General features: G+C 73.3%; 13 protein-coding genes and 2 pseudogenes. 6 read left to right on the top strand and 9 right to left on the bottom strand.

What is annotated here, in order from left to right:
• Window positions 1-169 precede the first annotated feature (169 nt).
• Window positions 170-325 carry a hypothetical protein gene (locus PUR71_RS11230; protein WP_329926623.1) on the top strand — a complete coding sequence of 52 codons (156 nt, stop codon included), beginning with the start codon at window positions 170-172 and terminating at the stop codon, window positions 323-325.
• Window positions 326-382: 57 nt separating this feature from the next.
• Window positions 383-928 (top strand): NIPSNAP family protein, encoded by a 546-nt coding sequence (locus PUR71_RS11225; protein WP_329926622.1) that lies wholly within the window; start codon window positions 383-385, stop codon window positions 926-928.
• Window positions 929-1,194: 266 nt separating this feature from the next.
• On the opposite strand, the gene PUR71_RS11220 is transcribed toward PUR71_RS11225, so the two are convergent.
• From PUR71_RS11220 to PUR71_RS11185, 8 genes and pseudogenes are all read right to left on the bottom strand, one after another.
• Complete coding sequence (locus tag PUR71_RS11220) at window positions 1,195-1,998, bottom strand: inositol monophosphatase family protein (protein ID WP_329926621.1); 804 nt, start codon at window positions 1,996-1,998, stop codon at window positions 1,195-1,197.
• A 57-nt stretch (window positions 1,999-2,055) separates the two neighbouring features.
• Window positions 2,056-2,403 carry a hypothetical protein gene (locus PUR71_RS11215; protein WP_329926619.1) on the bottom strand — a complete coding sequence of 116 codons (348 nt, stop codon included), beginning with the start codon at window positions 2,401-2,403 and terminating at the stop codon, window positions 2,056-2,058.
• A gap of 68 nt (window positions 2,404-2,471) precedes the next feature.
• A complete protein-coding gene (locus PUR71_RS11210) occupies window positions 2,472-2,891 on the bottom strand; it encodes a DUF6924 domain-containing protein (RefSeq protein ID WP_329926617.1) in 420 nt (139 codons plus the stop codon).
• 45 nt (window positions 2,892-2,936) lie between these two features.
• A complete protein-coding gene (locus tag PUR71_RS11205; RefSeq protein ID WP_329926615.1) occupies window positions 2,937-3,926 on the bottom strand; it encodes a class I SAM-dependent methyltransferase in 990 nt (329 codons plus the stop codon).
• Window positions 3,927-4,069: 143 nt separating this feature from the next.
• Window positions 4,070-4,243: pseudogene (locus PUR71_RS11200) on the bottom strand (MarR family transcriptional regulator); the annotation flags it as partial.
• A 66-nt stretch (window positions 4,244-4,309) separates the two neighbouring features.
• Entirely contained in the window at window positions 4,310-4,738 is a 429-nt protein-coding gene (locus PUR71_RS11195; protein WP_329926614.1) for a VOC family protein, read from the bottom strand.
• Window positions 4,739-4,767: 29 nt separating this feature from the next.
• On the bottom strand, window positions 4,768-5,376 hold the full coding sequence (locus PUR71_RS11190; protein WP_329926612.1) for a GNAT family N-acetyltransferase: 609 nt from the start codon (window positions 5,374-5,376) through the stop codon (window positions 4,768-4,770).
• Window positions 5,377-5,658: 282 nt separating this feature from the next.
• Window positions 5,659-6,285, bottom strand: a complete 627-nt coding sequence (locus PUR71_RS11185) for a hypothetical protein (RefSeq protein WP_329926610.1) — start codon at window positions 6,283-6,285, stop codon at window positions 5,659-5,661.
• A gap of 642 nt (window positions 6,286-6,927) precedes the next feature.
• Here PUR71_RS11185 and PUR71_RS11180 point away from each other — a divergent pair.
• The 3 genes from PUR71_RS11180 (at window position 6,928) to PUR71_RS11170 (ending at window position 10,445) form a co-directional block, all read left to right on the top strand.
• A complete protein-coding gene (locus PUR71_RS11180) occupies window positions 6,928-8,169 on the top strand; it encodes a glycosyltransferase (protein ID WP_329926608.1) in 1,242 nt (413 codons plus the stop codon).
• Window positions 8,170-8,586: 417 nt separating this feature from the next.
• Window positions 8,587-9,123 (top strand): DUF2716 domain-containing protein, encoded by a 537-nt coding sequence (locus PUR71_RS11175; protein ID WP_329926606.1) that lies wholly within the window; start codon window positions 8,587-8,589, stop codon window positions 9,121-9,123.
• A 56-nt stretch (window positions 9,124-9,179) separates the two neighbouring features.
• On the top strand, window positions 9,180-10,445 hold the full coding sequence (locus PUR71_RS11170) for an APC family permease (RefSeq protein WP_329926604.1): 1,266 nt from the start codon (window positions 9,180-9,182) through the stop codon (window positions 10,443-10,445).
• 70 nt (window positions 10,446-10,515) lie between these two features.
• On the opposite strand, the pseudogene PUR71_RS11165 reads toward PUR71_RS11170, so the two are convergent.
• Window positions 10,516-11,082: pseudogene (locus PUR71_RS11165) on the bottom strand (FBP domain-containing protein); the annotation flags it as partial.
• Between the two features lie 60 nt (window positions 11,083-11,142).
• On the opposite strand from PUR71_RS11165, the gene PUR71_RS11160 reads away from it, so the two are divergent.
• Window positions 11,143-12,354: a glycosyltransferase gene (locus PUR71_RS11160; RefSeq protein ID WP_329926603.1), complete on the top strand. Its 1,212-nt coding sequence runs from the start codon at window positions 11,143-11,145 to the stop codon at window positions 12,352-12,354.
• The last annotated feature ends 164 nt before the right edge of the window (window positions 12,355-12,518 follow it).

Here is a 12,518-nt window from a genome sequence, read left to right as displayed (position 1 = left end):
GCGCAGGCGTAGGCGGGGGCCTGACAGCGGTAGAGGTAACCGGCGAGGACCTCCTCGGGGGAGTCGTCGGGGTCGGGGCCGCCGCCGGGGTGGAGGTCCCGACCAGTGGATCGTGCCTCATCAGAGCCGTCGGCTGACTGTGAACGGGGGCACGATGGCTCGGCGCTTCATGCTGATGACCGCACTGCTGGTGTTCGCGATGGGCGTGTGGGCGGTGTTGCACACGCAGCGGACGCCGGCCGCTGCCCTGGTCGATCAGCCGGTCGCGGCGGTCATGACGCCCACGGCCACCAGTTCGGCGGCGGGGAGCAGTTCGGCGGACTGACGCCTACGGGTGCTCCACTGACAGGAGGCGTCAGTGGAGCACCCGTAGCCTGCCGCCATGAGCATCGTCGAACTCCGCCAGTACACCCTGCACCCCGGCACGCGCGAGACGCTGATCGAGCTGTTCGAGCGCGAGTTCGTCACCGGGCAGGAGGCCGTCGGCATCACCCTCGGCGGCCGGTTCCGCGACCTCGACGACCCGGAGCGGTTCGTCTGGATACGGGCGTTCCCCGACATGGCGCACCGCCGGCGCGCGCTGGAGGCGTTCTACACCGGTCCTGTGTGGCGGGCGCACCGGGACGAGGCCAACGCGACCATGGTCGACAGCGACGACGTCCTGCTGTTGCGCGGCCCGGGCTTCGCTCCGGAGGCGGGGGCCCGCGAGGTGGCGGCGACGATCTGCGAACCGTCGGACGCGGCCGCCTTCGACGCCTACGCCGCCCGGCACTTGGGCCCGCGCCACGCGCTGCACCGCACCGAGCACGCGGAGAACGACTACCCGGCCCTGCCCGTCCGCACCGGGCTCGACGTCCGGGTCTGGTTCGGCCACGCCGAGCCGTCGCCCTGGGCGGTCCGGCGGTTGAGGCTGGATCCCGTCGCGTGATTTGTCGGTGGGGGCCGGTGATCCGGGGATGCCGGTAGCCGTGTTGGTCATCGGCTCCGACGGAACACCGGGCGAGCGCGCGCCGAGCCGGTACGACGCGTTCGGCCACGGGGGCGACGAGACGTTCGACCCGTTGAAGGCCGATGGCTGGGCCGAGCACCCGCGGACAGGGGCGGGCTGTCGGTCGACATCGCGGATGAACACGGTGGCGCCGAAGCGGTAGCGGAGTGCCGGGAATGCCGCGATGGTCGGCGCCCGGCCCCCTCCTAGATCATGGACAGCAGGAGCGCGTGCGTTTCGGCGTCCGCCGCCACGAGGAGCCCGTGTCCGCTCGTCCCGGGGCCGATGGGGGAGCCGTCGATGCCGGTGACCACGCAGCCGGCGGCCCGGCACAGCGCGATGCCCGCGGCGAAGTGGACGCTCCCGGACAGGTCGCCGCCGTCGGTGACGTACGCGGCACGCTTGCCGGCGGCGACCCAGGCCAGCGCCAGCGACGTCGACACGACCCGCGGGCGGAAGCGCTCGACGAACCGCGCGTCGGCGAGCAGCTCCACGGCCCGGAATCCGGGGGCGCTCGGGAACGGCGGGTCGAGGTTGACGTCCACCAACTGGGTGGCGGCGGTGGGTGTCAGCTTCGTGTCGGCGCCGTCGCGGCGTACCCGGGCCGTGCTGCCGTCGGTGAAGAAGACCTCGTCCCCGAACGGATCCGCCACCGCTGCCACCGCCGTCGCGCCGCCGTCGCGCAGCGCGACGTTGACGGCCACCACGAGCGTGCCCGCGGCGTAGTTGAGCGTCCCGCACAGGGGATCCACCAGCCACTCGCGCCGCGCGCCGACGGCTCCCTGCCGCCCGCCCTCCTCGCCGACGAGCGCGTCGGCCGGCCGGGCCGCGCGGATGACGTCGAGGATCGCCCGCTCCGCCGCCAGGTCGGCCGCGGTGGCGAAGTCCCCGGCTCCCTTGTCGAAGCGGGCGAGGTCCTGCCCGTACATCGCGCGCACCACGTCGGCACCGGCGCGCGCGGCGGCGATGGCGACCTCGGAATCATCCATGCTCGTCAGGGAGTTGGTCACGACGAGCAGCATAGGCGGTCCGCACCGGGAGCCATGGAGAGGGGGCTTCCCACCGGCTCAGGGCTCGGCCGGGGCGTTGCGCACCGTCGCGAGGGCGGCTGCCGCGCCGAGTCGGCGGTGCCCCTCTTCGTCGCGGCACCAGATCCACGTCGCACGTGCGCGCGGATAGGTGCTGCTCACGGGGGCGAAGTCCCGGACGCGGTCGCGGACCCGGAGCATTTCGGTGGGAAGCCGGGGTTGCATCGGCTCCTGTCGGCGGCCGGTGCGGTCGAGCAGGTCGAGTGCGCGCGGGGACGTCGACGGGGCGCCCCGGAGGTACGCCGTTTCCGTTGACGTGGAACTGCGCGGGGTGTTGCGGAAGGTGGAGGACGTCGGGTTGGAGCGGGCGGGGGCTTCTGGGTTCACGACAGCAGCCCGCCGGAGCGGTCCCGCTGGTTCCACGCCTTCCCGTGAGGGCCCGGCAGAGCGGTGGATCAGCCGCCGTCGAAGCCCCGGAACACGCCCGAGGCGTCCACGGCGTCGGCGTAGTCGGCGAAGTCCATGTTGGCGATCGACAGGTTGGCGGAGACGTCGGCGAACGAGCGTGGCGCCACGCGGAACGTCCGGCCGGGTTCGTCGTAGAGGTCGACGGCCAGCAGGAGGTGTTCCCCGCCGGTCGTGGCGACCGCGTCAGCGAGGAACAGGTAGCAGGACTTGTCGTCCTCGCCGGCGGCCGCGTCCGCGTCGACCAGCGCCTGGACGTCGGCGCCGTCGAACGCGGGATCGCTGACGTACGTGGCGTGGCCCTCCGCGCACGCGTCGATCGCGGCGCGCAGTGCCTCCCACGCGGCGTCGTCGCCGAAGGCGGTGCGCAGGACGAGTGAGGTCAGGTCAGTGGCTTCGGGAAGGGCCATGCGGGTAATCCTGCCACCCGCAAGGCCCGCGCCCACCGGCGGGGTTCACCGCGTGCGGAGTTCGGCGACCGCGACGACGGCCACCCTCGGGACCTCCGCCACGTAGCCGTCCAGGACCGGGCCGACCAGGGGGCGGGCGGGGGCGTTGAGGGGTGTGCAGAGGCCGGCGAGGTGGTCGGTGTGGTCGAAGGCGGTGACCAGGAGCTCCCAGGCCTGCTCGGGGCCGAGCTCGGCGAAGTGCTCCGTGAGGGCGAAGGTCTCGGCGAGGTGGGCGACCATGGCGGCCTTCGCCGCCTCCGGGGAGCCCGCGCGGACGGTGAACGGGTCGTAGACGTCGAGCAGGCGCACGGCGACCGGGTGCGGTGCGAACAGGTCGAGCAGTTCGGTGCGGGTGAAGTGCGGGTAGTCGTGGCGGACGGCGGAGTGAGGGTCGACGACCGTCCGGAAGAAGGCGGCCATCGGGCTGTGCGGCTCGAAGTCGTGCAGCACGACGCGGCCGCCGGGCCGCAGCACCCGTACGGCCTCGGCCACGACGGCGGGTCGGTCGTCGACGGGGATGCGATGCGTGCCGTGGGCCAGCAGCACCGCGTCCACCGTGCCGTCGGCGAGGAGCAGCCGGTCGGCGGACTGGCGGACGGCGGGCAGCCCGTGGGCGAGGGCGGCGGCCACCATGGGGCCGGAGAGGTCCCCGGTCAGCAGGGCCAGCCCGTCCGGCACCTGTCCGGGGCGGACGGCGGCGGCGCGCGCGAGCAGGCCCTCGCCGCCGAGGACGTCCAGGACGAGCGCGTTGCTCTGCCCGCCGGTCGCGAGGCGCAGCAGCTCGCGGCCGCCGGTCCAGTGCACGAGCGGGTTCCCGGGCGCGGGCGCGGGGTCGACCCGGGTGAACTCCTCAGGCAGCGAGGACAGCCGCCGCATCGCGGCCCCGGGCCCGAGCCGCCCCGGGTCGAGCGCGCTGAGCCACTGCGGGTGCCGGGCGGCGAGGTGCCCGAGGTACTGGTCGAGGGTCATCGCTGGCAGGTAGGACGGCGCGGACACGGGCGGCTCCTTTGGCAGGCTCGGCACAACAACAATGCCCACCGTGGTGACGGTCATTCACGTGATCGACGGGCGCACCGGGCGGCTGACCAGGCGGACAGCGCCCGCGGGCGTGTGATCCGGGGCGGAGATCGTCGGCAGGTGTCCGTGGGGTGGGGGCGGCGCTCGATCAGGCCCTGCTTCTCGAGCTTGTCGACGACGAAGGTGGCGTTGGACGGCTCGCAGTTCATGCGTTCGGCGAGCTCGCGCACGGTCATCGGACCGGTCATCGCGCGCAGCGCGGTCGCCTGGGCCTCGGTGAGGCCGAGGCCGGTGGCGCGCTCGCTGATCCGCTCCGGAACGAAGAAGGTCCCCGAGGCCGTGGGCTCGGGGACCTGCGGCGCTCAGTCGATGCAGAACTCGTTGCCCTCGATGTCCTGCATCGCGATGCAGGAGTCGTGGCCGTCGTACAGCAGTTGCACGCGCACCGCGCCGAGCGGGAGCAGTCGTGCGCACTCGGCTTCGAGCGCGGCGAGGCGCTCCTCGCCGACGAGCCCGGTGCCGACCCGCACGTCCAGGTGCACGCGGTTCTTGACGACCTTCCCTTCGGGCACGCGCTGGAAGTAGAGCCGCGGGCCCACGCCCGTCGGATCGGTGCACGCGAACCACGAGCCCCGCTCCTCGGGGGACCGGGAATCCTCGTAGTCGTCCCACGTGGCGAACCCCTGTGGGGGAGTCGGCGGAACGTACCCCAGCACCTCGCACCAGAAGCGGCCGACGCGCTCGGGTTCCGCGCAGTCGAACGTGACCTGGAACTGTTTGATCGATGACATGCGCGCACCCTAGCAGGGGGCTCGGCTGCTCATCCCTCGGCAGGAGAAGGCGTGTTGGCGCCGGAGTGCAGGGCGCTGCGCGCCCAGGTCGCGCGCGTGACCGCGTATTCGACGTCGCCGTGTTCGGCACCCTCGACGTATGCGGGCCACTGCTCGAAGAACGTGCGGACCAGGGTGAGGCCGGCCTTCTCCATGACCCGCCGGGACGCCGTGTTGACCGTCATCGTCGTGGCGACGATCCGCTCGACGCCGAGTTCCGTGAACGCGTGCCGGAGGACCGCCCGCGCGCCCTCGGTGGCGTAGCCCTTGCCCCAGGTGGACGGCAGCAGGCGGTAGCCGAGTTCGGTGTCGCCGCCGGCCAGGCCGACGCTGCTCGCGGGGCGCAGCGAGATCCAGCCCAGGAAGCGGCCGGACGACGTCTCGGTGGCGGCGAAGCAGCCCATGCCGGTGGGGAGTTCGTCGTACTCGCGGAGGATGGCGGGCAGGTGCTCACGGTCGACGGTGGCCCGTGGGACGGGACGGCCGTCGTCGATGTACCGCATGACGGCGGGGTGGCCGTGCAGGGTGGCGAGGTCGCTCAGGTCGGCGGGGGTGAAGTGGCGGAGGGTCAGGCGTTCGGTGCGCAGGAAGGCGTTCACGACGGCGATTCGAGCAGGGGCCTCCGGCTCACGGCAAGCGCTTTACCAATCGGCTCGGGGGAACCCCCTCGGCGCGGGGGCACTCTGGCGGCGCTGGAACAACTCTGACACTATCTCAGCCGCAGTGAAGGAAACGTGTGCCAATCGTTCACTTCGGTCACATCCGCGTGGCCGTGGAGCGTCGAGAGATTCGAGGCCTGCCTTGACGTCCGTACGTAACCGCATACCTCATCTGGTGATGGTCGTGCTCATGCTCCTGGGCGTGATGACCGTCGCGAGCGCTCAAGCCCAGGCGGCCCCGCAGCGGCTCGCCGCCAGTGCGACCGTCTGCTCCAACTCGCCCATTCCGCCCGGGTGGGTCATCACGAGTTCGTACCAGAGCAGTGCCTGCGCCGGCACCGGCGTCGCGTACACCATCGCCGACGTGAGCGGGCAGACCGGCGCCACGGTCTGTTCGATGTCGCCGATTCCGGCGGGGTGGGTGATCACGAGCTCGTACAGCAGTGCGGGGTGTGCCGGTACCGGTGTGGCGTACGCGATCGCGAACACGGCCAACAGGACTGGGGCGACGGTCTGTTCGATGTCGCCGATCCCCGCGGGCTGGGTGATCACGAGCTCGTACAGCAGCGCGGGGTGTGCCGGTACCGGTGTGGCGTACGCGATCGCCAACACGGCCAACAGGACTGGGGCGACGGTCTGTTCGATGTCGCCGATCCCCGCGGGCTGGGTGATCACGAGCTCGTACAGCAGCGCGGGGTGTGCCGGTACCGGTGTGGCGTACACCATCGCCAACACGGCCAACCAGACCCGGGCCACTGTGTGTTCGATGTCGCCGATCCCCGCCGGATGGGTGGTGACCAGCTCGTACAGCAGCGCGGGGTGTGCCGGTACCGGTGTGGCGTACACCATCGCCAACACGGCCAACCAGAGCTACGCCACCGTCTGCTCCTTCTCCCCGATCCCGTCGGGGTGGGTCGTGACGAGCTCGCAGAGCAGCTCCAGCTGCGTGGGCAGCGGTGTCGCGTACACCATCAGGAAGGTCTGACCGGCAGCAGGTCTCGCTGCAGCGTAGGCGCGGCCCCATGGGACCGCGCCTACGCTGGCGCCCATGGCGGACAACCAGGAGGATGTCGCCGACCGCTTCACCCAGGTGGTCATGCTGGAGATCGACGAACCCACGATGCTCGCACGCCTGGAGGCGCGCCAGGAGCACCGGGACTGGGGTCGCACCGGGGACACCCGCGAGTACCTGCGCTGCAAGTTGTCGGTGTTGCACGAGCACCTGCGCTCGTCGGGGGCGATCCGCGGTCCCGCCCGCGGTACGGCCCACCAGGCGGGCAGGACCGCCGGTCCCGCACCGATCCCACACCGATCCCGGTCGCCACCGTGGTCCCCCGTTGCGTCCGTCCCCAAGGGACGGAAAAGGCGAGAAGAAATATTCTTCCCGCCACTATCAAGATATAACGCATCGGGGGGCTTGCCGCAAGGCCCCCGTTATGCCGCACAATCGACGGTCTCAAGGCCATGACCTGCGGAAACGGGAGCCGGAAAATGCGCTTTTTGCTGACGAGCTGGGGATCGCGCGGAGATGTCGAACCGCTGGCGGCGCTGGCGGTGGAATTGCAGCGGCTCGGGGCGGAGGCGGCCGTCTGCGCGCCCGCGGACGACGACTTCGTGGCGCTGCTGGCGCGGATCGGCGTGCCGCTCGTGCCGCTCGGGCCCACGGTGAAGTCGATCGTCGCCAACCCGACGCCGCCGACCGGCGAGGACGCCTTCCGGCTGGCGCCGGCGCTGGTGGAGGCGCGGTTCGAGACGCTCGCCGCGGCGGCGAAGGACGGTTGCGATGCGATCCTCGCGACCGGGCTGATGCCGGCGGGGGCGCGGGACGTCGCGGAGAGGCTCGGCGTGCCGTACGTGTTCGCGTGCTTCCACACCATGGGCATCCCCTCGCCGCACTTCCGGCCCGGCCGACGCCCGGGCCCGCCGCTGTCGGAGGGGGAGACGGACGTCCGGGTGCTGTGGCGGGAGGATGGCGAGCGCGTGAACGGCCTCTACCGCGAGGCGCTCAACCGGGGGCGGGCGGAGATCGGGCTGCCGCCGGTGGAGAGCGTCCGTGACCACGTCTTCGGGGAGCGGCCGTGGCTGGCGGCGGATCCGGTGCTGTGGCCGTCGGAGGGGAAGACGGACCTGGAACTGCTCCAGACCGGCGCGTGGATCCTGCCGGACGCCCGTCCGCTGCCGGAGGAGCTGGAGGCGTTCTTGGCGGCGGGGGAGCCGCCGGTGTACGTGGGCTTCGGGAGCATGGCGTCGTACGCGCCGAAGGACGTCGCGCGGGTGGCGATCGAGGCGGGCCGGGCGCATGGGCGTCGGGTCGTCGTCGGGAGCGGGTGGGCCGGGCTCGGGGTGGTCGATGACGGGGACGACTGCTTCGTGGTGGGGGAGGTCAACCAGCAGGCGCTGTTCCGGCGGGTGGCGGCCGTCGTCCACCACGGAGGTGCGGGCACGACGACGACGGCCTCGCGGGCGGGGGCGCCACAGGTGATCGTGCCGCTGATCGCCGACCAGCCGTACTGGGCGGCGCGGGTGCAGGAGTTGGGGATCGGCGTGGCGCACCAGGGGCCGGCGCCGACGGTGGAGTCGCTGACGGAGGCGTTGGGGGCGGTGCTGAGCCCCGAGGTGCACGAGCGGGCGAAGGCCGTGGCCGCGACGATCCGGACGGACGGGGCGACGGTGGCGGCGAAGCTGCTGTCGGAGGTCGCCGGTGGCCCCGTACAGGGCGGTTCGGTCGGGTGACCGTCGGGCCGGACCGTGCCTGAGGGAGCGGATGGGGCGGACGGGGGGCGGGCCGGGCCATGACCACCCTGCTCGATGTGAGCTCTCGTTCGCGGCGACGGGTGCGGTCGGCCCCTTCAGGCCCGGCATGCCGGCGGAGGAGGCGGACCGGCTGTTGGGCGGCGGCACGGGCCCGGCGGATCAGCAGGGGTCCGGGTACGAGGACGGCAACCCGGCCGTGAACGAGCCGAAGCATCCACGGCCGTCACCATGCCAGTCGGAACGGGGCCGGCGCGACCGGATTCGCCGCCCGGCGGACCGCGGCCGCGCCCGCCGCACACATGTTCGCTGACCAGGTTTTATGAGAGAAACCCGCTACGGATGGCAAACACATGCAGGGGTGGTACCAGCGGGGTCAGACCTTGTAAGTTCACCCCCATGACCACCGAGGCCCTGCGGCGACTCAACGACCCCGAGCACGGCGAGATCTGGAACCGTTTCCAGGCCGCGTTCGACTTCCGGCCCGACCCGTCCGCCGTGCCCGGCATCGTGGAGCCCGCGTCCTCCGTGACGTGGAGCCTCGACGCGCTGGACGACGACCCGGGATACCGCGGGCTGGACCGCCTCGTCGGCGTCGTGCAGGACGGGCTCGCACGATGTTGTCGCCCCGGTGAGGCGCTCTGGCTCCTCGACCCGCCGCACACGTCCTACCGCCTGCGCCCGGACCTCGTGCCGGACGGCGCGGCCGCGCCGCGCGTCGTCGAGGGGCAGCCCTGGCAGGGGTGGCCGCTGAGCCCGTACCCGGACGGGAACCACTCCGTCCTCCTCGCCGAGGACCTCCGCTTCGGCGTCTTCGGCCACCCGGCGGAGAAGTCCCTCTGCGTGTTCGGCGCCGACCTCCTCGACGCGGTCGCCGAAGAGCTCGACGGGCTGCTCCCGCACGTCATCCGCCGGGACGGCGAGCCCGCCCAGTAGTTCGTTTCCCCTCGTCGGATACCCTGCCCCGGCATCGATGACGACAGGGGGGCACCATGGGACAGCCGCCGACAGGTGACGCTCCGGACGGGCTCGGACGCCGGCTCGGAACGTTCGACGCCGTCGTGATCGGCCTCGGGTCGATGATCGGGGCGGGCATCTTCGCCGCCCTCGCGCCGGCCGCCGGTGCGGCGGGGTCCGGGCTGCTGCTCGGCCTCGGGCTCGCGGCCGTGGTCGCGTACTGCAACGCGACGTCGTCGGCGCGACTCGCCGCCCGCTACCCGCAGTCCGGCGGCACGTACGTCTACGGGCGGGAGCGGCTGGGCGAGTTCTGGGGGTACCTGGCCGGGTGGGGGTTCGTCGTCGGCAAGACCGCGTCGTGCGCGGCGATGGCGCTGACGGTCGGCGGGTACGTCTGGCCGGGGCAGGAGCACGCCGTCGCGGTGGCGGCCGTCGTGGCGCTCACGGCGGTGAACTACGGCGGCGTGCAGAAGTCCGCATGGTTCACCCGGGCGGTCGTCGCGGTCGTGCTCGCAGTGCTCGCGGCCGTCGTGGTGGCGGCCCTGACGTCGGGTGACGCGGACGCGGCCCGGCTCGGCCTCGGCGCGGACTCCTCGTTCCACGGCGTGGTGCAGGCCGCGGGCCTGCTGTTCTTCGCCTTCGCCGGCTACGCCCGGATCGCCACCCTCGGGGAGGAGGTCCGCGACCCGGCCCGCACGATCCCCCGGGCGATCCCGCTGGCCCTCGGCATCACGCTCGTCGTCTACGCGGTGGTCGCGGCCGCCGTCCTCGTGGTGCTCGGTCCCGAGCGGCTGGCCGCCGCCGGTGCACCGCTCTCGGAGGCGGTGCGGGCGGCCGGCGCCGGGTGGCTGGCCCCGGTGGTGCGGGCGGGCGCGGCCCTGGCGGCGCTCGGCTCGCTGCTGGCGCTGATCCTCGGGGTCTCCCGGACGACGCTCGCGATGGCCCGCGACCGCCACCTGCCGCACGTGCTGGCGGCCGTCCACCCGCGCTTCCGGGTGCCGCACCGGGCGGAGCTCGCGGTCGGGGCCGTCGTGGCGGTCGCGGCGGCGACGGCGGACCTGCGCGGGGCGATCGGCTTCTCGTCCTTCGGCGTGCTCGCCTACTACGCGATCGCCAACGCCTCCGCCTGGACGCTGACCGGCGCCGAAGGGCGCCCGCCGCGGGCCGTCCCGGTGGTCGGCCTGGCGGGCTGCCTGCTGCTGGCGTTCGCGCTGCCGCCGTCGTCGGTGGCCGTCGGCGCCGCCGTCCTCGCGCTCGGCGCCGGGGCGTACGTGGTGGGGACTGCGCGGCGGAGTCGGTGAGTTCCTTCGGGAGGAAGGCGTCGAGATCGCCCACCGTGCGGGCGATCTGCTCCTCCACCGGCAGCGACTCGTCGGGCCGCGTCACCAGCGTCGACTTCTTGAGCCCGCGCACGTCCAGCGAGCAGGCCAGGTCGACGCAGATCTGGCTGCCGACGGAGTCGCCCCCGAGCCCGGCGGCACCGGCCCGGCGGGCGGCCGGCAGTGCGACGCCGGAACCGGCGTGGGCGGTGATGCGCAGGGAGCACACGTTGCTCATGATGAGGCTGCGGCGCACCGACGGCACCCGGAGGGTGACGCCGACGAGCTCGCCGCCGTGGCGGGCCATCAGGGAGGCGCGGTCGGGCGCGCCCGGATCCCGCCAGTCGATGAAGTCCAGCTGCTCCCACGGCAGTTCGGCCAGCCCCCGGGGGCGGTCGAGCCGCGGGCCTCGCCTTTGGAGCAGGTGACGAAGGATCCGCGGATCTCTTGTTCGTTCAGGGGCTGCAGGGCGCGGAAGCCAACACCCGTATGCGCACGGTGTCGCGGCAACTTCCGGCGCGCGTGTGGCGTACACGCGTGGCGCGCTCGCGCGCGGCCGCCCGTTTTTCCTCCCGTTCCACCGTATACCGCACGGGGGATCTTGCCGCAAGGCCCCCATATCGGGCGAAGATGGATCTCCGCGTGACGGGACGCGGCGGACGGACGGGGAGTGACGAACATGCGGGTGCTGTTGTCCACGATCGGCTCGCGCGGCGAGGCGCAGCCGGTGGTCGCGCTGGCGCTGAAGCTGCTGGAGCTGGGCCAGGAGGCCGTGGTGTGCGCGCCGCCCGACTTCGAGGAGTGGGCGCGGTCGCTGGGGATCGCCTACGTTCCCGTGGGCCCGCTGCTGCACGGCACGGCGAAGCGGCCGGCAGGGTACGTGCCCACGCTCGAACAGCGGCGGCGGATGATCGAGAGCACGGTGGCGGACCAGTTCAAGGCCGTGGGTGAGGCGGCCGACGGGTGCGACGTGATCGTGGGCGGCGGCGCGCTGGCCGTCGCGGCGCGCTCGGTCGCCGAACAGCGGGGCGCCGCCTACGTCTACGCCGCGTTCGCGCCGATCACGCTGCCGTCGCCGCACCACGCGCCGCCGGTCTTCGGGATGCTCGGCGAGAAGCCGGCGGACGGGAGCGTCGACAACCGGACGCTGTGGGACCGTGACGCCCACCGCTGGAACGTCATGTGGGGCGCGGCGCTCAACGTCCAGCGGGAGGCCGCCGGCCTCGGCCCGGTCGGCGACGTCAGCCGGCACCTCTTCACCGGCACCCCGTGGCTCGCCGCCGACCCGACGCTGGCGCCGTGGCCGGGGCGGTCGGGGCTGGCCGTCCGGCAGACCGGGGCCTGGACCCTGGTGGACGACCGCCCGCTCCCACCCGAGCTGACGGCGTTCCTCGACGCCGGGGAGCCACCGGTCCACGTCGGCTTCGGCAGCGTCCGGGCCCCCGAGGACGCCGCCCGCACGATGCTCGCCGCCGCCCGCGCCCTCGGCCGCCGCGTGATCCTCGCCCGGGGCTGGGCCGACCTGGCCGAGGACGTCTCCGCGCCCGACTGCCTGGTGATCGGCGAGGTGAACCAGCAGGCGCTGTTCCGGCGGGTCGCCGCGGTCGTGCACCACGGCGGGGCGGGGACGACGACCGCGGCCGCCGGGGCCGGTGCGCCGCAGGTCGTCGTGCCGCAGATGTTCGATCAGTTCTACTTCGCCCAGCGCGTCGAGCAGCTCCGCATCGGCGCCGCGCACCCGGGCGGCGAGCTGACGGCCGACTCCCTCACGACGGAGCTGCGGCGGGCCCTCGCGCCGCGGACCGTCGAGAAGGCGCGTGCCCTGGCCGGCCTGATCCGGACGGACGGGGCGCTGACGGCGGCCCGGCGGCTGATCGACGAGGACTACTGATCGACGAGGACTGCTGATCGTCAACTCGTACCGGGCGGAGGGGGCGTGACCCACCGACGGCCGTCCACCACCGCGTGCCCCACTGCGCCCCCGGGCTCGGGGTGGACGGCGTTGACGCCGGGCGCCGCCGGGGCGGAGCGTGAACCCTCGGCGGCGGCGGTGCT

Source organism: Streptomyces sp. SP17BM10 (genome assembly GCF_036322405.1).
GTDB lineage: Bacteria > Actinomycetota > Actinomycetes > Streptomycetales > Streptomycetaceae > Kitasatospora.
The sequence above is the reverse complement of the archived record's forward strand: the minus strand, read 5'-3'. Positions and strand labels throughout refer to the sequence as shown.

Bases quoted from the DNA above. Each gene is read 5' to 3' on its own strand.
- PUR71_RS11160 (WP_329926603.1), top strand. From the start codon at position 11,143: ATGCGGGTGCTGTTGTCCACGATCGGCTCGCGCGGCGAGGCGCAGCCG.
- PUR71_RS11225 (WP_329926622.1), top strand. From the start codon at position 383: ATGAGCATCGTCGAACTCCGCCAGTACACCCTGCACCCCGGCACGCGC.
- PUR71_RS11170 (WP_329926604.1), top strand. From the start codon at position 9,180: ATGGGACAGCCGCCGACAGGTGACGCTCCGGACGGGCTCGGACGCCGG.
- PUR71_RS11195 (WP_329926614.1), bottom strand. From the start codon at position 4,738: ATGTCATCGATCAAACAGTTCCAGGTCACGTTCGACTGCGCGGAACCC.
- PUR71_RS11230 (WP_329926623.1), top strand. From the start codon at position 170: ATGCTGATGACCGCACTGCTGGTGTTCGCGATGGGCGTGTGGGCGGTG.
- PUR71_RS11175 (WP_329926606.1), top strand. From the start codon at position 8,587: ATGACCACCGAGGCCCTGCGGCGACTCAACGACCCCGAGCACGGCGAG.
- PUR71_RS11180 (WP_329926608.1), top strand. From the start codon at position 6,928: ATGCGCTTTTTGCTGACGAGCTGGGGATCGCGCGGAGATGTCGAACCG.
- PUR71_RS11185 (WP_329926610.1), bottom strand. From the start codon at position 6,285: ATGGTGTACGCCACACCGGTACCGGCACACCCCGCGCTGCTGTACGAG.
- PUR71_RS11210 (WP_329926617.1), bottom strand. From the start codon at position 2,891: ATGGCCCTTCCCGAAGCCACTGACCTGACCTCACTCGTCCTGCGCACC.